This window comes from Alteromonas sp. AO-Serp, assembly GCF_017849675.1.
GTDB classification, from domain to species: Bacteria; Pseudomonadota; Gammaproteobacteria; order Enterobacterales; family Alteromonadaceae; genus Alteromonas; species Alteromonas macleodii.
In genome coordinates, this window is the sequence record NZ_JAFLMX010000068.1 from 1 (window position 1) to 19,958 (window position 19,958).

Below are 19,958 nucleotides of genomic sequence, written 5' to 3' on the forward strand. Positions count from 1 at the left end.
GAATTGGTGTACGACCAACAAATTGCTACCAATGCCTCGGTGTTTAACTACGAGCTACAAATGGCGTCCATTTTTGGTGTGACGGTTGACGTAAAAGACGGCGTTGACGTTGCGAGAGTGGAAAAAGAAATAGATAAAGTCATTAGCGAGTTTTTGCGTAAAGGTCCAAGCAAAGATGAAGTTAAATTGGTGTCGACTAAGCGACGTGCTTCAATTATTCGCGGGCTTGAAGAGGTTGGGGGCTTTGGCGGTAAAGCCGATACGCTTGCTAGTGGTGAGTTCATTGCTGGCGACCCTAACTACTTCAAAACTGAATTGAGTGAGCTAGGACAGGCTACTCCTAAAGGGGTTAAAGCGGCTGCGAATAAATGGCTAAAAGAAGGGTGGCATCAAATCACGGTTGTTCCATTTATTGAGCACACAGCATCTTCCGAAGGCGTTGACCGCAGCTCTGGCTTGCCTTCAATCGATGCAGAGACTCAACTGAGCTTTCCTGAGGTGACAGAAACTACGCTTTCTAACGGTGTAAAGGTAGTATTTGCAAAACGCTCTACGGTTCCATTGGTGAATGTTGCGGTGCAATTCGACGCAGGTTACGCTGCCGATGCGGGTGGCAAGTTAGGACTTGCGAGCTTTACCACACAGATGCTTGACGAAGGCGCGGGAAAATATGATGCGCTGGAGCTTGCGGCAGAGCTTGAGCAGTTAGGTACTGATTTAAACGCCGGCTCAAACCTAGATACCACCACAGTTAGCATGTCAATGTTAACGGAAAACATGGAGCCTTCTTTGGCGCTAATGGGTGATATCTTGAAATCACCAACGTTCAAAAAGGAAGAGATTGAACGTCAACGAGCGCTTATATTAAGTAATATTGCACAGCAAAAAACGCGCCCTGTAAGTATTGCACTTACGTTACTTCCGCCTCTTATTTATGGTGAAGGCCATGCGTACGGTATTCCGTTTACCGGTACCGGAACAGAACAAGACGTACAAGCGATTACGCGAGATGACCTTGTTAACTTTAAAAATACGTGGCTACGCCCAGACAATGCGACAATTTTTGTTGTTGGCGACACCACGTTAGGTGCCATTAAACCCATGCTTGAGAAAGAGTTTGGCAAATGGAAGGTAGAGGGTAGCAAAGGTGCGAAGCAAATTGCTGAAGCGTCAATGCCTGAGCAAGGCCAAGCGATTATTATCGACCGCCCTGGTGCACAACAGTCACTTATTCTGGCTGCACATTTAGCGCCACCAACAGGGGCTGACAACAATATTGCAATTAATGCCATGAATTTAACCTTAGGTGGTGCTTTTACTGCTCGCGTTAATATGAACCTGCGTGAAGATAAAAGCTGGTCTTATGGCGCGTACACCTTCCTGCAAGATGCTAGGGGACAGCGCCCGTTTATGGTTTATGCGCCGGTGCAAACCGATAAAACAGGTCCATCACTGCTTGAGCTTAAGAAAGAGCTTAACGCTTACTTAGGTGAAAAACCGCCAATGGCGAATGAACTTGAAAGGGCGCGGTTAGACGAAGTTCGCTCTTTGCCAGGTCAATTTGAGACGGCTAACGCGGTATTGTATAGCTTACTGTCGAGTGAAAGATTTAACAGACAATATAACTACCCAGAGTCCTTGGTCGAGAAATACAACAGCTTGTCTTTAGACGATTTGAGTAACGCGGCGAAAGAAGTGCTGCACCCAGAGAAATTAACCTGGATAATCATCGGAGATGCCGAGAAGATTAAAGCAGAAGTTGAAGCGGCTCAGCTCGGGCCTGTTAGCGTGCAAAGCATGAATTCACTGTAATTGGTAAATAATTAACCAAGAGATAAAGGGCCGATATCATTTTCGGCCCTTTTTTATGTGACAAATGCGTCTTTTGTAGAATAGATTGCGTTCAATAGATGCTTTATGGTTAAGAAAGTTTAATTTAATGTCTTGATTCCACTTTGAAGAATGCCTTCTTTGCGAGCATAACAAATCCTGTACTTGCACCAGTGCGCTTGTTTGCAATAGCTCTTCTCTGCCTGTTTTATGTTCCCTGTGTTTATCCATCTAATGCAGACAAGCTGATGAATGAGTATTCGGTTGAGCTTTTAACTGCCGAAGATGGCTTCGTCTCATCAGAGATTTATTCCATTATCCAAGATCGCCAAGGCTTTTTGTGGTTTGGTACTGCCGAAAACGGTGTAATGCGTTACGACGGTCGTAGAGTCACGTTGTTTGAGTCTGACAGCGATCCTAGCCAAGGGCTATCACACAACGACGCTGGCAATTTGATGTTGGATGCAGAGGGCAATATATGGATTGGAACGTGGGGAGGTGGAGTTAACAAGTACGACCCAACAACAGGTCGCTATTCTCGTTACTTGAATGATCCAGACGACCCTCGCTCCATATCTTCAAACCGAATCCAATCACTCTTCCACGACAAAACAGGCCAAATTTGGCTAGGTTCGTATGATCAAGGTTTAAATCGTTTTCTAGGAAATGGGGAATTCGAAAGGGTTCAGAAGAAAAGCAATGAGGACCACAGTCTGTCTCATAATCGCATTTGGGACATTATGGATAATAATGACAACAGCCTGTGGGTAGCCACCAGTTTTGGCTTGAACTTGCTAGACAAAAGAACTCTCACCGCCAAACACTTCTTTCCCGACCCTGATAATCGTACTGCAACAGGAGCCAATGAAATACGTAGCTTGCTGCGTACGTCGTCAAGCCAATTCTATGTGGCGACTCAGGAAGGCCCTTTTCTTTTCTTTCCAAGTTCAGGCGTGTTCCTTGCACAAACTACGCGAGACGGCAAAGCATTAGGCCAAGTGAACTCAATGATTGAAGATCACGAAGGGTGCATTTGGTTTGTGACCACCACGGGTCTTTATAGACATACAGGTGAGGGAAATTACGTAGAGAAGATGGACTTCGGCTATGACAACGGACTTCGCATAATATATGAAGACCACACTAAAACAAAATGGGTAACCAGTGAAGTTCACGGCATATTTAAACTATCTCCTCGCCGTAAAATCAAGCAGATCAATAGTGACTCATTGGTTTCACCCAGTGGCATTGAGCTAGATACCTTCAAAAATAGTGGCGATGTATTGATTGCTACAGCAAATGCTGAAATTTATACATGGAAAGTGAAAGAGCAAATACTCCAAAAGGAATTTGACTCGGTATTTAAAGAAGACAGTGAATATTCAAATAGGGGAGTTATAGAACGACCTATTATTGTCCCCGATAAACACGGCAATATTTGGGTGGCACAAGACAACTTTATTGCACATGTTAACAGAAAGAATGGAAATGTAAGTCGCTTAGAATATCCCAGAGAAAACAGCAAATATCGCCAGTTCAGAGAATTCAGAGCGTTAGCGCTAGATAACGAAGGCAATGTATGGATAGGTACCTACAAGCATGGTGTTTATATATACAACGTGCAATCTGGCGCCTTTGAGCATCTTTCAACGACTGACGGCTTAGCTCACCCAGAGATTCACGCCATTGTTAATGACTCTCAAGGAAATATGTGGATTGGCACTGGAAGCGGCGTAAATTTATGGTCCATTCAGGACAATACTTTCACTCAGATTGAATACAATAAAGATCACAATGCAGGTCTGTTGGGCAGCATTGTCGAAGATATTCATGAGACCAAAAACGGCCAAATTTGGATTGCAACCCAACGGGGGTTGAACCTTTATAAGCCCGAATCGAAATCCTTCGAGTGGTTTGGGGAGCAGAAAGGGTTGCCCGCTACCTTAGTAAGAGCGATTGCAGACGGCGACGAGGGCCAGCTCTGGCTTACCACGAATAAAGGGATCTTTCTTTTTAATCCGGCTACTGAAAGTGCCATTAATTACACTAGCACTGCCGGGGCTGTAAGTCAGAATTTCTATTCAAACAGTTTACTTAGAGCCACTAACAACACGTTCTTTACCAGTAGCCAGCGAGGTATTGAATACTTTGAGTATGTGCCAGGACAGTCTGAGTTGGTCGATTCTAAAATTGTGCTAACTGGCTTCAACAAAATGGGCGAAGCAGTAAGCCTTGATAAGCCACTATCCTACGTTACGGATATTAATCTTTCCTACGAAGACTATTTCTTCTCATTAGACTTTGCTCTTCTAGACTTCTCTGATCCCAAGCGTTCTCATTTTTCCTACAAATTAGAAGGGTACGATGAACAGTGGATTGATATCGGAAATCACAACAACGTTTCATTTACTAACCTAAATGGCGGCACCTATACATTGCTGGTCAAAGCAATGAAGCCCAATGGTGAATGGGGCAGCGAAGTCATGTCGGTTAATTTGCATGTAGCAGCAGCTCCTTGGAAAACATGGTGGGCATACAGCATTTACATTGCGTTTTTACTCGGCATTGTTCTGTTGATCATTTACTTAAGAACCCACTTACAGCAAACAGAAATTACCAAGCAGAAGCGCTTTGTTCAGGCGTTAGAGCAACAAGTTTCAGAAAAAACAGCCTCGTTGAAAGCTCAGGCCAACGATTTGAAAAAAGCGCTGGAACAAGCCGAAGAAGCAACAAAGTTGAAGTCTGAATTCCTTGCAAATATGAGCCATGAAATTAGAACGCCAATGAACGGCGTGATAGGGATGCTGGGTCTGCTTAAGAAAAGCAACCTAACTACTGAGCAATCACAGCGCGTCAACATCGCAAGCTCAAGCGCTAATTCTCTACTGGCCCTGATTAATGATATTTTGGATTTCTCTAAAATAGAAGCGGATAAGCTCGAGATTGAGTCCGTCGAATTTGATGTAAGGGAATTGATTGAGAGCATTGCTCAATCGGTCGCGCATTTAGCGCAAGAAAAAGGGCTGGATGTTGTTGTAGATTTGTCAAAGGTCAGTGAGTCGAAAATAAACTCAGATCCCAGCCGAATTCAACAAATCCTCACAAACCTTTTAAGTAACGCCGTTAAATTTACCGAGCAGGGAGAGCTCTCTGTCACGGCAGAATTGCTTCCTACTAACAATCAGAATACTGCGCTTATGCACATTGCGGTGGCAGATACGGGCATTGGTATTCCCGCGTCAAAACTACCTCACTTGTTCGATGCGTTTACACAGGTCGACGCTTCTACAACTAGACGCTATGGCGGAACAGGGCTTGGGTTGAGCATTACCAAAAAGCTATGCCAATTGTTAGGAGGAGACATAAGTGTTACCACCGAGCTTGGCAAAGGCAGCCGTTTTGATGTGACATGCGAAATTCGCTACGCCGAGCAACGCAACGCTGTGCGCCCTCAACTTGCTAAACAAGACATGTGTTGCCTGATTATTGACGACAATGCTTCAACAAGACGTGCCATGCAAAGCCAGCTGAAACTTTGGGGACTGCTTACGCTGACCGCATCTTCGATTGAGGAAGCGATTAGCTTATATTTGAAAGGCAGCGAGCAAGAGATACCGGCAATACCCATTGATGTTGTATTTCTGGAGAAAGCAGAAGAGGAGGAGTTTTCACAACACTTCGGCCAGATACTTTTAAATAACCCCAGAACAAAACATACGCGTTTGGTATTAATGACACAGCTAAGCGACATGGAGAGCTCTGTTGTCTATGGCGGAGTAGACGTTGATGAGAGTCTTCCTAAGCCACTGACCTCTTCAGATTTAATTCGAATTGTAGAGGAATCAGTAAATACATCTGACTATGAAGCTAAACCACGCTTTAAAAAACGGGAGGATGATCCGGTTCATATTATCGAAGGCAACACTCAGCACGTTCAATCACCTGAAGAAAACGCAAAGTCCACCTCTGATGATAATGCTTATCGAATCTTGTTAGTAGAAGACAATGCCATTAATCAAATAGTGGCCACCAATGTTCTAGAAAGCGAAGGGTATGTGGTTGACGTTGCCAACAACGGTGTAGAAGCGTTAGAACTGTTAAAAAGCAGCAAGCTAAAGGCGCATTACAGCGCAATTGTCATGGATTGCCAAATGCCGGAAATGGACGGGTTCGAAGCAACCAAGCTTATTCGCTATGGTGCAGCCGGCGAAGTTTACAAACGTGTACCCATCATAGCGATGACGGCGAATGCTATGCAGGGCGACAAAGATATGTGTATGAAAGCCGGTATGGATGATTTCCTCACCAAACCCATAGAGCACAATAAAGTAACTTCAACATTACAGCACTGGCTCAACAAAGTTAATTAGACCCTCGCCAACGGGGAAATAAACGCGTTAATATGCAACAAGTTTTTAACATATTGTGAGAGCGTTAATGCTAAACCGAGCATCAAAACCCTTCGTCAAACTCGTCGAACGATATCTTCCTGACCCCTACATTTTCGTTTTATTACTCACCCTAATTACGTTTGCGTTTGCAGTGGTCATTCAAAATCAGTCTCCACTTACCACTATTCAACAGTGGGGGGACGGATTTTGGGGGCTGCTCACATTTTCAATGCAAATGCTCTTGGTGCTAGTCACTGGGTTTATGTTGGCATGCACGCCATTAGTAAAAGCCTTACTTGAAAGGCTTGCGAGCTTAGCAAAAAGCCCTGGGAGCGCCATTGTGCTGGTCACGTTGGTGTCGCTTATCGCAAGCTGGATAAACTGGGGCTTTGGTCTTGTTGTAGGCGCGTTGTTCGCTAAAGCCTTAGCAAGAAAAGTGTCGGTTGATTATCGGTTATTGGTGGCAAGCGCGTACTCAGGCTTTATTGTATGGCATGGTGGTTTAGCGGGCTCTGTGCCCTTAACTATTGCAACGCCGGGTCATTTTTCAGAAGCACAGATTGGCGTAGTTGGCACTGGAGAGACTATTTTCAGTGGGTTTAACTTGCTGTTATTGGCAATCATGTTCGTGATTATTCCTCTTGTTAATCGTTTAATGTTACCGCCTGAATCTGAAAGCATTATTGTCGATAGCGCCAAGCTAAAAGACGACGCTTTGCCTTCGGCAACAAACGAGCGGCCCGCCGACAAACTTGAAAACAGCAAGGTGCTTGGGTTACTGGTAGGCTTTGCAGGGCTTGCTTATCTCACTAACTACTTTGTTTCAGGGGGCGGGCTTAATCTCAATATCGTTAATACGCTATTTCTCTTTCTCGCTATTGTCCTTCACGGTACACCACGCAATGTACTGCACAGCCTGCAGCAAGCCGTTCAGGGCGGTAGTGGTATTGTTATACAGTTCCCATTTTATGCGGGGATCATGGCGGTAATGGTTCAATCAGGATTGGCCCAAACCATGTCAGAATGGCTGATTAGCTTTGCATCTGCAGAGTCGCTGCCAGTATGGAGTTTTATTAGCGCAGGCATTGTTAATATTTTTGTGCCTTCGGGGGGAGGTCAGTGGGCAGTGCAAGCTCCAGTAATCTTGCCCGCTGCCGCTGAACTTGGAGCCGAAATAAATAGAGTTGCCATGGCGGTAGCGTGGGGTGATGCGTGGACCAATTTGATTCAGCCATTTTGGGCGCTACCCGTACTTGCCATAGCTGGCCTGAAAGCCAAAGACATTATGGGCTTTTGCTTAGTTCAGCTTATCGTAACCGGTGTCATTATTTCCTTGGTATTGCGGTTTGTGTGAGGATTTCGAGAGCAATTTAACGCCGTAAAACAAAGCGAAAAGAGCCGAATGTGAAGCCACAACTAACATACAAGCGGTGTGAATGATGCATTTAGACGAAGAAAAGGTAGGGTTGTTGATCGTAGATGTTCAGGGCGCGCTGGCTCGAAAAGTCAATGATAGCCAGACAATGATCTGCAAAACAGTAAAGCTAATACAGTGTTGTAAATTGCTCAATATTCCCGTAGTTGTACTTGAGCAAAATCCTGATGGCTTGGAGAGAACGGTCCCTGAAATTGAAACTCATGTCGCAAGCGATCCTCACTTTAAGAAATTTACTTTTAACGCAGTAGCAGGTACTGACCAGTGCTCGTCCGAAATACTGGCGTACATTGGTGAAATGGAATTAAGTCGATGGCTGGTTGTGGGAATTGAAGCGCACGTATGCGTTTATCAAACGGTAACGGGTTTATTGGAAAATAATCACATTGTGGAAGTAATACAGGACTGCATTTCTTCAAGAGAGTCTTCAAATGCTGTGCTCGCCATCCAAAATATGCGTGAGCAGGGCGCACGGATCAGCAGTTTTGAGATGACACTTTTTGGCCTTTTAAAATCATGCCAACATCCAAAATTCCGAGAAGTGTTAGCGCTCATCAAGTAGTCGAACAACGTGATGAGCGAAACAAGTCGGAGCTAAGCGAATGCGGTTTCTATCGATACAATGTCAATACCACGCACTTGCATAGAATCCAGCGCCAATAGATGACCAATGGCGTCACGCGTGCAGGTGCAAGGTTCAATGACTTTGGGGGAATACTTGGCAGCAGCTGGTGATAATGCTGTGTGAGTTACGCAGTTGTGCGTCATCATACCTGCAAGAAGAATTTCATCCACGCCCAATGACTGTAAGGTTTCTTCTAAATTGGTGTTCTCAAAACAATCGGCGTGTTGCTTTGTGATGATTGGTGCATCCGGGGCAGCGGCTATCACCTCTTTATGAATTTCAGCGCCATGAGATCCTTCATAGAAAAACAACCCTTCTCCGGCCTCAACAGGCACAAGGTGCTGTATGTGAATAATCGGAATGCTCTTTTCCTTTGCAATAGCCATCGCTTTAAGTGTTTCTTGCATCGCAAGCTCTGGTTTGTGTAAAGGATACTTCCCTTCAGGAAAGTAATCGTTTTGAATATCTATAACAATAAGTGCTTGTTTAACCACGGTCTTACCCTCTTTTTCCAAGAAATAGTCTCTAGCACGGTTTAAGTTGTGCTTACTCGATATTGACTATTTTGCAGATTTTCACGTGTAATAGAGAGTGACGATAATGACAAAAAGCGCGCCAAATGCGACAGCGTTCACAGAACGACAATGAAACGATGAAAGAAATAAAAATAGCAGTAATAAACTATCCAACCGCAAGCCAATCTGCGCTTTACGGCATCGTTGAGATGTTAGAGTTAGCAAATACGATGTGTGAGCAAATCAACGCTGATGTGGCATTTAGCGCGAGTATTTACAAAGCGGAACAGTTGAATTCAAATGCACTAGTTGATGTCGTCATCTTGCCGCCAAGCATTAGTGAAACATTTTTTGAGCATGACTTCACATCACTCATTAACTATATGGAAGTCATGCAGTCCCAAGGTGCATTGCTCGCATCTGCTTGCGTAGGTGCATTTATTCTAGGCAAAGGGGGCTTTTTAGATAACAAAGTGTGTACTACACACTGGCGAATTGCCGATCACTTCATGGCAGCCTTTCCCACAGCAAAACTAGATGCTAAGGCTATCGTGGTAAACGGGGAGGGCGTAATAACAGCTGGCGGGAGAATGGCGTGGATTGATCTTGTGTTTGAAATCATATCGACCTTAAGTTCACCCACCATTGCCTTGAATCTTTCTAAAGAGATGGTGGTGGATACAGGTTACAGGGAGCAAGGCTTTTATCACCAGTTTTCACCTAAAAAAGATCATGGCGATGCTCTCGTTGTTAAAGCGCAAAATTACTTGGCAAACCATTACAGTCAGCCAATTTCTCTTAGCGATTTAGCTAGCCACACTTTCGTTAGTCAGCGAACCTTACAGCGAAGATTTGCGCAAGCGTTAGGTATGTCAGTCATCGATTATCTGCAGAAGCTGAGACTTCATCATGCTTGTCAGCAAATTGAAGTATCAACGCGCAGCATTGCTGATATTGCATTCAACGTGGGCTATCAAAACGTCAATGCGTTTAGGAAGATATTCCGTAAAGAGTATGGGCTTAGTCCGGTGGAATACCGCAAGCGTTTTGCAATAAATTAATCATATCGTTATTTTCATTTTAATTGTTATGTTATAACATTTATTAAATTCGAGATTTAAAATGAAACTTAGCGAGTCGTTATGTCAATTCAAACTCAGCTTCCCGTTACCGTACTCTCGGGCTTCCTAGGCGCTGGTAAGACCACGGTTCTAAATCATATTCTGAATAATCGTGATGGATTAAGAGTAGCCGTTATTGTTAACGATATGAGTGAAATCACTATCGATGCTGCTACGGTGAAAAATGAAATTAGCTTTAATCGAGCCGAAGAAAAGCTAGTTGAAATGAGCAATGGCTGTATTTGCTGCACGTTGCGAGAAGATTTGCTTGAAGAGATAGAGCGTTTAGCGCATGAAGGTAAATACGATTATCTGGTAATAGAGTCTACAGGTATTTCGGAGCCTTTACCTGTAGCTGAGACCTTCACGTTTGCCGATGAAGACGGTAAAAGCTTGTCGGAAATATCACGCCTCGATTCGATGGTTACCGTTGTCGATGCATTGAATTTTCTTAAAGACTATGACGAAGCTAAGTTTCTCAACGAAGTGGGTGAGAGCTTGGGGGAGGAAGACGAGCGAAGTGTGGCAGACTTGTTGGTCGAACAAGTGGAATTTGCTGATATATTGCTAATAAGCAAAACCGACTTAGTCTCTGAACAAGAGTTGGCGCGCCTTAAAAGTATTCTGCAAACCCTCAACACCGAGGCTATTCAAGTTCCGATCGAGCATGGAAAAGTGCCCCTCGACAAAGTGCTGAACACAGGGCGATTTAGCTTCGAGCGTGCTCAGCAGTCGCCCGGTTGGCTGAAAGAAATGCGTGGCGAGCACGTACCAGAGACTGAAGAGTTTGGTATAAGCAGCTTTTCGTACGAAGCGCGACGTCCGTTTGATCCGCAAAAGTTTTATGATTTTATTCATAGTAAAGACATTGCAGGTAAATTAATTCGTTCAAAAGGCTTCTTCTGGCTGGCAACACGCCCTCAATTAGCGGGCAGCTGGAGCCAAGCTGGCGGTATGGCGAGATACGGGGCCGCTGGACTATTTTGGAAAGCCGTACCCAAAGAGCAGTGGCCAGAAGACCCTGAATACCTTAAAGCGATTGAAGAACAATGGATGGAGCCCTTCGGTGACATGCGTCAAGAGCTGGTGTTCATTGGGCAAGGGCTTAATAAAAACGACATTATCGAGCGGTTAGATAGTTGCTTGTTAACAGACGAACAGCTTATTCAAGGTCATCATGTTTGGGCTGAAATGCCTGACCCATTTCCTGCGTGGGAGCACTAATATGCAGGCGCTACAAGACCACATTACTTCCTTTGAACACAGCGAATCTTGGCGTTCAAGCGCCGATGCTATGGTGTTGGGCGATATCTTTGATAAAGGTATTAGCGTTGCCATATGGACAAGGCCCGAAACGCCACTCATCTCGCAATATTATGACGACATTTTTAAATCATTAGGAATGGGGATTCGCGGTGTTTTCTCTTTAATATCACTGAAAGAGGAAATCGCAAAGCTTTTACCTGATGGAAGAAATAGTGCCGGAAAGCAGGCTGCCATTGACGATATTTATTTGCTGTCTGACATGCTCACCACGCTATTTGACTGTGACAGTGTGGGCGTAAGGTTAGTGCCCCTTTCATCAGCAATGTGCCCAAGCTTTCATGTGGACAATATTCCTGTTCGGTTGGTGAATACTTATTTAGGCGAAGGTACAGAGTGGCTGCCGAAAGAAAGTGTGGTTACACGCCAAATGATTGGTCTTAACGACGCGAATACACAAGGGCTTACTAAGAATAGGTTGGGCCAGCACTATCGAGAGAGCAGCGTTAGGCAAATGAACGCGTTTGATGTGGGTTTACTTAAAGGTAAGTCGTGGCAGGGCCATGAAGAATTTGCCGCCGTGCATCGGTCCTGCAAAGTCATACCTGGTACTCATCGCGTGTTGCTTACCCTGGATCCCATGTAGTTTTTAAGTTCTTATTGTACCTCACCCTCGGTTACTTCGGCGCTATCACTTTTTCCATGAGTTTTCCCTTGTGATAGCGCTTTTTTCTTTCTCGGTACCTAGCCTCGCTAATATTTTTAAATATTAGCTTTTAAGCTTCCAGCTTTAAGGCTAATTGTCTTACAGGCAAGTGCCACACCTTTTTAGCGAAAACTTGAAAAGCCAAGGTTTTCAACATATACCCTTAAACATTATAGTCTTTTATATTTAACGTATTGTGAATGCTAGGAATGCGTTCTTCTGCATGGTGATTCACATACAGCAGTGTACTTGTGCCAGCCCTAGCCAATATATCAATAAGCTTAAGCGCTTTCTGTCGGTTGAAGTCATCTAAACCATTGCAAGGTTCATCCAAAATAAGCACGGCGGGGTGCTTAACCATAGAACGTGCAATAAGTACTAATCGCTGGTCACCAAAAGACAGCGACTGAAACGGCGAGTTCTTTTTCTGTTTCAAACCCAGTACTTCAAGCCACTGCTCTGCCACCATGCGTTCCGCTAGCGTGGGGCGAGTGTACAGACCAATACTGTCGTGAAAGCCTGAAATGATAACGTGCTCAACACTTGCATTCACTTTGTACTGCATGTGGAGCGCATTCGACATAATTCCAATGTGCTTTTTAATGTCCCATATGCTTTCGCCTGTGCCACGTTTTATGCCAAACATTGTTAAATCGTTGGTATAACAATGGGAATTATCACCGGTAAACATTTGAAGCAAACAGGTTTTGCCTGACCCATTTGGACCAGTGATCTGCCAATGCTCATTTTTGTTAAGCGTAAAGTTAAGCTTTTCAAATACGGTTCGCTCATCGAAGCGCACGAATCCATCTTTAAGCTGAATTAAGGTATGAGGAAGTGAATCTAACTCACTGTTTTGATCATTGAGGTTTCGGTTATTGCGATTGGGGTCATCGCCGTGTTTGTCTTTAGCGTTAAGGGCTGAGGGAACATCGATATCATCAGACTCTAGTGCAAACCAGGTGCTTAGTTCTGAGCGCAAACCGTCATAGTTAAGTTTATCTTCAGATTTCCACGTAATAGCCAAGTCATCCATGACAATCAACTGGGCTTGCATATTCTTTGGAATATCTGCGAGTTTGTTGGCGGTAAGTACTAAAGAAGCTTGCTGCTGAGAGACAAGAAAGCGACTAAATGCGCTTATCGCTTCAGCATCTAAACCTTCGAAGGGTTCATCAAGCAAAATAATAGAGGCATTACTTAACCATGCCAACATGATAATAATCTTGCGGGTTTCACCTGTTGAAAGTGAAAGAAACCCATTATCTAGCAAATGCTCAATTCTAAGCGCAGAGGCGAGTTCGTCGTAATAAGGGTGGTTTTGATAATCCTCATTAGTCTGTGCGAATAGTTCGCGAACCTGTGTTGGCTCAGCTATTACGTCTAAAATATCTGCACTGTCTTTTTGTTTTTCTTCTTCAATTATCGCTTGCTGTTTAAAAACCGATACCTCTGCAACAACCGAAGTACATTCACGACTACCGCTTGCTACCTTCCCATTACCGGCAAGCGCGGAAATTAAGAGTGACTTTCCGCTACTGTTTCTACCTGCGATAAGGAAGTGCGACGGCGCACTTTCAGTACAGAGCGCTAGCGAAAATGCAGGAGTAATGTATTGATTAGAAAGCTTTATTTGAAATTCAGAAAGGTACAGCATTAATGATCGCGAGTGAATATAAAGTAGAACCATTGTGAAGTTTTCTGTTTATGTGTCAATGGTGAATAAGACTTTCTGAAGCCAGAACTAGCTGGTAAGTTAGTCTTATAAAATTAGCGCCACGTTCAATGGCCAGTTAAGGGAATCAAATTGTGGGCAAGGTAGTTATTGTCACAGGTGCTAGTCGTGGTATTGGTGCCGCGACTGCTAAATTGTTGGGAAGTAGCGATTATAAAGTTTGCGTAAATTATCTTTCGGATAAAAACGCAGCTGATAGCGTGTGTGCGTCGATAGCTGACAACGGTGGCGTTGCATTTGCTCATAAAGCCGATGTTTCAGATGAAACGCAAGTGCTGAACATGTTTGAGACTGTGAACGTCCGATGGGGTGAAATAACGCACCTGGTTAACAATGTGGGTGTTTTATTCACCAAAACTGAGTTAATTAACGTCACCGCAGAGCGCTTCACTAAAGTACTTAATACCAATGTGCTTAGCGCATTCTTGTGTTCGAAGGCTTTTGTAAAACAAAACGTTGCAGGGGGCGCAATCGTTAATGTTTCGTCCATTGCCTCTCGTACTGGTGCTCCTTTTGAATACGTCGACTATGCGACGTCGAAAGGGGCAATGGATTCATTTACTAAAGGGCTTTCATTAGAACTTGCTGCGAAGAACATTCGTGTAAACAGCGTCCGGCCTGGTTTTATTAAAACAGACATTCATGCCGATGGTGGTGAACCTGGCAGAGTAGAACGGATAAGCTCACAAATTCCTATGCAGCGGGGCGGTACAGCAGATGAAGTCGCACAGGCGATAGCCTGGCTTCTATCACCTCAGTCTTCATATGTTACAGGGTCGTTTATTGATTTAGCGGGTGGGAAGTAAAGCGCGTGATAACACTCAGAGATTTTAAAATGAGCGATGTAGGTAGACTGGTAGATATTTTGAATCAACCGTCGGTCACGCAATTTCTGTCGACAAAAATTCCCAGCCCTTATACAAAAGAAGATGCCACATGGTGGATTCAAGAGGGGAGCAAAGAGGGTTTTATAAGAGCTGTAGAGTACGACGGCGAGTTAGTAGGGTGTATTGGTGTTAACCCAGGAAACTTTGAATATGAAAGAGCCGGAGAGGTCGGGTACTGGCTTTGTTCATCACATTGGCGAAAAGGGATTATGCGTGACGCGCTGCGCCAAATTATCGCCCTTACCTTCTCAAACACAAGTATAGAGCGCATTTTTGCCTGCGTATTTTCATCCAATCTTGCTTCGCAAAAGCTGCTGTTAGATGCAGGGTTTAAGCAAGAAGCGATATTGCAACGCGCCATTTTTAAAAATGGACGGTTTTACGATAGCCATATTTTTGCCATTTTGAGGTAGCTCTGCGATGGTGATTTTAGTACCCGCAAAGCGCTGAGTGGTTTCCATTGATACGGATTTTTATTTTACTGCTTTATTCGCGGCAACGCCTTCAATCACCCCTGCGGCTGCAAGGTTCATCAATCGACGAAACCTCGGACATTCCAAATGACTCGGTGCTGTGCAAGCAGCTGCATGGTGCAGACCATCACGCATTGCTTCTAATTTTTTGATTGTTTCATCTAATTCGTTCGCTTTTTTAAGTAGTAGATCGCGATCTATATCAGGCTTTGCATTGGTTCCTAATATCCCAGAAATTTCTTCCAGCGAAAAACCTGCTGCGCGGCCTAGTGCGATTAATTCAAGGCGCTCTAGTACGTTTGAGCTAAATACGCGACGTATACCTTGTCGACCAATAGATTTGATAAGGCCTTTTTCTTCATAAAAGCGCAGTGTTGATGCCGACACTCCTGACTTTTTGGCGACCTGAGATATTTCCATACTTTTTCCCAAAGGAATGCTTGACTTAAAGTTAACTTGAAGTTGTAGGCTAGCATCTCATGTTAATTGAAACTAGTTATTGAGAGTGAATATGGAAAGTATTGTTTTTATCTTGCTGATAGGTATTGGAGCTACTTTAGTGATGGATTTATGGGCCTTGTTGAGAAAGCAATTGTTTGGTATTTCCCCTACCAATTGGGGCATGGTGGGGCGCTGGATAGGGCACATGAGAAAAGGGCAGTTACGTCATACTTCTATTTCAAGTGCCCATGCTGTTCACGGGGAAAGTACTATTGGGTGGACAGCCCATTACCTAATTGGAATTGCCTATGCAGCACTGCTTATTTTCATATGCGGAGAGTCTTGGTTGTTCGAACCGACGCTAGGTCCAGCAGTGGCGCTCGGTATCGCTACGGTCGTTGCACCGTTCTTTATATTGCAGCCAGGTATGGGCGCTGGTATTGCCGCATCGAAAACGCCTAACCCTAATACCGCTCGGTTACACAGTATTATTAATCACGTCGTATTTGGCGTTGGGCTGTACCTTTCGGCTTTGTTAATTAGGCCTTTACTATCAATATGGCTATAAACGACTAATGATGACTTGAGTGAACTTCAGCTTATAATGGCAAGAAAGCAGCGTGCATTTATAAGAAGATAGGATGAAAATTTCACTGGAAGAAATAAACAAATCTAACTATGAGCAGGTTTGTGACTTGGATGTGGCTGATGATCAACAAGCGTTTGTAGCGTGCAATATGTGGTCGTTGGTTGAGTCTTTCTACAACGAGAACCATACCTGCAAAGCCATTTATTGCAACGACCAGCCCGTAGGGTTCTTGATGTGGGTTCAGGAAACGCCAACCAAAGTGTCCATTTGGCGCTTTATGATTGATGAGAGCCATCAGAATAATGGAATTGGCAGAGTTGCTTTATCTCAAGCTATCACGCTTATAAAGCAAACTTCTGAGCTCAAACAGATAGAGATATGCTATAACCCCAAAAATCCTGTCGCCAAAGCCTTCTATTCAAGCTTTGGTTTCGAAGAGGTGGGGTTAGATGAAGATGGCGAAGACATGCTTGCTGTTATTGCCATTTAGCCACGACTTAAATTTAAAGCAGCGAAATGCGAGGGATCTCAAGATATGGACGTCATAGATATTAAGACTTTTATTCCAAGCAAAAACTACGATATTTCTAAAGCATTTTATTCTGAGATTGGATTTAATGCTTCATACGTAAATGAAGACCTAACACTGTTTGAGAATGGTGATTGTCTCTTCTTTCTTCAGCGCTTTTATAATCCTGAATTGGCGAATAACTTTATGCTACAAATATGTGTAGCAGACATTCAGGACGCTTTTGATTTGTGCTCACGCTCGTTACATAAAACGAAAATTTCATCAATTGAGCAACAACATTGGGGAAGTGTTTTCTATCTATGGGGCCCGTCGGGCGAACTACTTCACATTACCGAATTAGGTAGCTTTTGCGAAAACGAGGGGCGGAATGACGAATGATGCATACGAATTACACCGTTAAAGAAAGTCCTCCGTCAGCTGAAGACTTTGCCAGTCTGAGAAAATTGATTGGATGGAGTAACCCGTGTTTATCGGTTGTTCAAAAAAGTATTGATGCCTCGTTGTTTTGGGCAACAATTTACCTCGACAGCAACCTTGTAGGCTGTGGTCGGGTGATTGGCGATGGCGCAATGTATTTTTATATTCAAGACGTCATTATTCATCCAGGACATCAGAATAAAGGCTTGGGATCGAAAATAATGAACACGTTGATTGCACATTTGGAGTCTTGCTGCGCACCTGGCGCAACCATTGGCTTGTTGGCTGCGCATGGTAAGGAAAGTTTTTATCTTAAATTCGGTTTTGAACCTCGTGACGGTGAAAGTTTAGGTTTAGGCATGTGCAGGTTTATTTAGCTAATTGGTCATTAACGCGGCATGAGAGTCCCGGGAGTTCTCAAGTTTTTTAATCACTTGGCATTGTGATCATTGCCTATTTAATTATCGGCAGCTTTCTGTCCTAAGGCGGCAAGTCGCCTCCGCTTTTCATGAATTGGATGGCGATGGATATTAAATTCCTTCAGCACTGAAAAACTATATCTCCCTGAAATTAGCCGCCTTATCTAACACGCTTAAAAGTAGCGTTCTCAATGCTACTTGTAGTCTCTCTTTGGTGTGAATTTTGCAAAAGCCTGTCTAAAGACACTGAAAATGTCGGTTTGCGTAGTAGCTGATCACTGTTTTTCGATGAGTTTTTGCTTCTTTCCGATAGAAATTTGACGTTTTTCACTGGACATGTGTAATGAAAAGTATGACAAAACCTGTCTCTCACGCTTTGCTGACAGAAAATGGTCGCTTAGTCGCGAAAGCCTTGGCATATACCGCGCTTCTCTTGGGCTTACTCTCTGGTTGCTCTTCATCTGACGAACCTAAGAGTCAATTTGCGCAAACCGATGCCAGCGACGTATCGGCATTGGGGAATGTGGAATACCATACCTATATGTTGGCAAACGAACTTTTTGCTGATGTGGGTCCAGCACGTCAGTCTCGCTATGCGGTAGTTGGCTTTGTACCTGCCGATACTATGAAATACAGTGCCGATCACCAACATCCGCTAATGTTGTTGGGCCATCAACTTGAACAGGGAATGATTACTGAGGCCACGAAAAGAGGCTTTTCTACTCAAGAATTTAAGCTTTCGAACGATATAATTGTTAGTAACGAAAGCGACAGAGTATTAACCCGCGATATCGACCAGCTTTCCAACATTGAGCGCGTCGATTTTTATATAACCGGCACTATGGTGTATCAAGAGTCTGGCGCGGTGGTTAACGCTCGAATTATCAACGCTAGAAATAAAAACATTGTCGCTGCAGCAACACGCTTTTTCCCTGCCGAACTGTTTTGGCGCGAAGAACAAGTAACCACCAGAAACGGCAAGTTATACAGAACTGAAGGTACGAGGTAACCCCATGAAAAGACGAAATCAATACGCGGCGCTTTCGCTTTGTGCTTCACTGCTAAGCGTCAGCGGGTGCTCTATGATGATGGGGGAAGAAGAGGTAGCCGAACAAGCGCCTCAGCGCCCGGCCATGAACGTGATTGATATTACTGCCGCCGACCGCGCTCCCTCAAAGCCAGTTGAAAATACCACTGATACCCAGTCTCAGGGTATGGACGCGTACGGCGCTATCGGTCAACCTCCTTTGTATTCGAGTGTACAGGGCGCGTATAAAGGTCGACCTCTAACCAAGCATATTGGCGACTATGTGAAGAACATGGCGCAAGACTTAATTGCCAATATGGAATATGTGAATAACAAGACACCTATTGGTGTAACCCATTTCGCACTGCTAGATACTGACTTGCAGAAAACAGATTTGCTTGGTCGTCAGATGGCGGAATCTTTTGTTCACGAACTGCATAAATTCCGCGTGCCGGTTATCGACTTCAAAGCCACTGAATATATTCGCATTACTGACGATGGCGATTTTGTATTAAGCCGAGACTATCTGGAATTGAGCAGCAGCCTTCCTATTGAATACGTGTTAACGGGAACGATGACAAAGCACCAAGGTGGCGTGTTAGTTAACGCTCGTATTTTGGGCATGGAGTCGCGCGCAGTTGTGGCAACTGCGCAAATGTTAGTGCCGTTCTACGTAGTAGATGCACTTATTCCAAGTGACGGTAGCCAGCAAAACGGTATGCGCGATGGCGTTAAGCTAAGTCGCGGCTAGGAGTTTCAGCATGGTGTATACAAAGAAGCTTGTGTCAAGCAGTTGGGCAGCCGTTGGCGTAATGCTGAGTGTATGTATGACAGGGTGCACTAGCACAGAGTCTATTGGCTCATTTTGGTTAGGTGAAGACGGTGAAATTACTCATCACGCCGAGCCAGTACCTGTACCAAGCCGTTCAGGGCTGGAGTACTCACCAGATTCTCGCGATAGACAATATCAACAGCACGTGGAAGTCGAACCCGGCTATAAAGACCCACTACACCATGCCTATTCCCCTTCACAAACGCACAAGCGCTTAAATGATTACGCCTCGCAACTTGCGATGGAGTTAATGGACAATGCAACCCGTCTTACGCAGCAAGATATGGTGGGTGTGGCGAGTTTTGTGAGGCTTAATCAGTCGTTGAGCGACAGCACCGTGTTAGGCAATCAGCTTTCAGAGTATCTAATAGCCGAGCTACAAGACTTTGGGTTAGCGGTTGTCGACTTTAAGCTTGCAGGTGGCATTACCGTAACGCCAATTGGCGATTTCGTACTTACTCGAGATGGTACTGCACTCGCTAAACAGGTTGAAATGGACCATGTTGTAACAGGCACTATCATTGAAGATGACAGAGGCGTCCGCGTAAACGCCCGTATCGTGTCGCTGGAAAATAAACAAGTGGTGGCAAGCGCCAACGTATACATTCCTGCGTTTATCGTGATGGATTTAAATAAAATGGCTAGCGTAAACTAGCCATTTACTTCCACTGGGCTCTGTTTTTTCAAAGCGAATTCCTTTCATGTTCGCTTTAAATCCTC

Annotated in this window: 19 protein-coding genes; 16 read left to right on the forward strand and 3 right to left on the reverse strand. The window is 44.3% G+C overall.

Annotated elements, in window-relative coordinates:
- The 4 genes from QVA83_RS05520 to QVA83_RS05535 all read left to right on the forward strand — a co-directional run.
- The coding region (locus tag QVA83_RS05520) for an insulinase family protein (protein WP_287498226.1) at positions 1-1,812 on the forward strand (1,812 nt) is incomplete at its 5' end.
- A gap of 266 nt (positions 1,813-2,078) precedes the next feature.
- Positions 2,079-6,200 (forward strand): hybrid sensor histidine kinase/response regulator, encoded by a 4,122-nt coding sequence (locus tag QVA83_RS05525; protein ID WP_069944564.1) that lies wholly within the window; start codon positions 2,079-2,081, stop codon positions 6,198-6,200.
- A 67-nt stretch (positions 6,201-6,267) separates the two neighbouring features.
- Complete coding sequence (locus tag QVA83_RS05530; protein ID WP_039236405.1) at positions 6,268-7,575, forward strand: short-chain fatty acid transporter; 1,308 nt, start codon at positions 6,268-6,270, stop codon at positions 7,573-7,575.
- Positions 7,576-7,657: 82 nt separating this feature from the next.
- Positions 7,658-8,218 carry an isochorismatase family protein gene (locus tag QVA83_RS05535; protein WP_231513085.1) on the forward strand — a complete coding sequence of 187 codons (561 nt, stop codon included), beginning with the start codon at positions 7,658-7,660 and terminating at the stop codon, positions 8,216-8,218.
- 32 nt (positions 8,219-8,250) lie between these two features.
- Here the strand turns inward: QVA83_RS05535 and QVA83_RS05540 are convergent, their stop codons facing one another.
- The gene (locus tag QVA83_RS05540; protein WP_272492316.1) at positions 8,251-8,796 is read right to left on the reverse strand and encodes a cysteine hydrolase family protein; all 546 of its coding nucleotides are present in this window, start codon (positions 8,794-8,796) and stop codon (positions 8,251-8,253) included.
- Positions 8,797-8,900: 104 nt separating this feature from the next.
- On the opposite strand from QVA83_RS05540, the gene QVA83_RS05545 reads away from it, so the two are divergent.
- The 3 genes from QVA83_RS05545 (at position 8,901) to QVA83_RS05555 (ending at position 11,826) form a co-directional block, all read left to right on the forward strand.
- Positions 8,901-9,857, forward strand: a complete 957-nt coding sequence (locus tag QVA83_RS05545) for a GlxA family transcriptional regulator (RefSeq protein ID WP_061486097.1) — start codon at positions 8,901-8,903, stop codon at positions 9,855-9,857.
- An 81-nt stretch (positions 9,858-9,938) separates the two neighbouring features.
- Complete coding sequence (gene zigA, locus QVA83_RS05550) at positions 9,939-11,141, forward strand: zinc metallochaperone GTPase ZigA (RefSeq protein WP_061486096.1); 1,203 nt, start codon at positions 9,939-9,941, stop codon at positions 11,139-11,141.
- A 1-nt stretch (position 11,142) separates the two neighbouring features.
- Complete coding sequence (locus QVA83_RS05555) at positions 11,143-11,826, forward strand: DUF1826 domain-containing protein (RefSeq protein WP_014949968.1); 684 nt, start codon at positions 11,143-11,145, stop codon at positions 11,824-11,826.
- Between the two features lie 223 nt (positions 11,827-12,049).
- Here the strand turns inward: QVA83_RS05555 and QVA83_RS05560 are convergent, their stop codons facing one another.
- Complete coding sequence (locus tag QVA83_RS05560) at positions 12,050-13,576, reverse strand: ATP-binding cassette domain-containing protein (RefSeq protein WP_061486095.1); 1,527 nt, start codon at positions 13,574-13,576, stop codon at positions 12,050-12,052.
- 119 nt (positions 13,577-13,695) lie between these two features.
- Between QVA83_RS05560 and QVA83_RS05565 the strand changes: the two genes are divergently transcribed.
- Complete coding sequence (locus QVA83_RS05565) at positions 13,696-14,427, forward strand: SDR family oxidoreductase (RefSeq protein ID WP_014976896.1); 732 nt, start codon at positions 13,696-13,698, stop codon at positions 14,425-14,427.
- Positions 14,428-14,432: 5 nt separating this feature from the next.
- The gene (locus tag QVA83_RS05570; RefSeq protein WP_075177498.1) at positions 14,433-14,921 is read left to right on the forward strand and encodes a GNAT family N-acetyltransferase; all 489 of its coding nucleotides are present in this window, start codon (positions 14,433-14,435) and stop codon (positions 14,919-14,921) included.
- Positions 14,922-14,981: 60 nt separating this feature from the next.
- Here the strand turns inward: QVA83_RS05570 and QVA83_RS05575 are convergent, their stop codons facing one another.
- Positions 14,982-15,401, reverse strand: coding sequence for a helix-turn-helix domain-containing protein (locus QVA83_RS05575; protein ID WP_014949964.1), 420 nt, complete (start codon positions 15,399-15,401; stop codon positions 14,982-14,984).
- A 91-nt stretch (positions 15,402-15,492) separates the two neighbouring features.
- Here QVA83_RS05575 and QVA83_RS05580 point away from each other — a divergent pair, with 91 nt between their 5' ends.
- The 7 genes from QVA83_RS05580 to QVA83_RS05610 all read left to right on the forward strand — a co-directional run bounded on the left by QVA83_RS05580 (position 15,493) and on the right by QVA83_RS05610 (position 19,893).
- Positions 15,493-15,990 (forward strand): DUF2938 domain-containing protein, encoded by a 498-nt coding sequence (locus tag QVA83_RS05580; RefSeq protein WP_014949963.1) that lies wholly within the window; start codon positions 15,493-15,495, stop codon positions 15,988-15,990.
- A 73-nt stretch (positions 15,991-16,063) separates the two neighbouring features.
- Positions 16,064-16,501 (forward strand): GNAT family N-acetyltransferase, encoded by a 438-nt coding sequence (locus tag QVA83_RS05585; RefSeq protein WP_014949962.1) that lies wholly within the window; start codon positions 16,064-16,066, stop codon positions 16,499-16,501.
- Between the two features lie 45 nt (positions 16,502-16,546).
- Positions 16,547-16,921 (forward strand): VOC family protein, encoded by a 375-nt coding sequence (locus QVA83_RS05590; protein WP_014949961.1) that lies wholly within the window; start codon positions 16,547-16,549, stop codon positions 16,919-16,921.
- Positions 16,918-17,337, forward strand: a complete 420-nt coding sequence (locus QVA83_RS05595) for a GNAT family N-acetyltransferase (RefSeq protein WP_014949960.1) — start codon at positions 16,918-16,920, stop codon at positions 17,335-17,337. Before QVA83_RS05590 ends, QVA83_RS05595 begins: the two co-directional genes overlap by 4 nt.
- 385 nt (positions 17,338-17,722) lie before the next feature.
- Positions 17,723-18,388, forward strand: coding sequence for a FlgO family outer membrane protein (locus QVA83_RS05600; protein WP_014976894.1), 666 nt, complete (start codon positions 17,723-17,725; stop codon positions 18,386-18,388).
- 4 nt (positions 18,389-18,392) lie between these two features.
- On the forward strand, positions 18,393-19,157 hold the full coding sequence (locus tag QVA83_RS05605) for a FlgO family outer membrane protein (RefSeq protein WP_014976893.1): 765 nt from the start codon (positions 18,393-18,395) through the stop codon (positions 19,155-19,157).
- A gap of 10 nt (positions 19,158-19,167) precedes the next feature.
- Positions 19,168-19,893: a FlgO family outer membrane protein gene (locus QVA83_RS05610; protein ID WP_061486094.1), complete on the forward strand. Its 726-nt coding sequence runs from the start codon at positions 19,168-19,170 to the stop codon at positions 19,891-19,893.
- Positions 19,894-19,958: the final 65 nt, after the last annotated feature.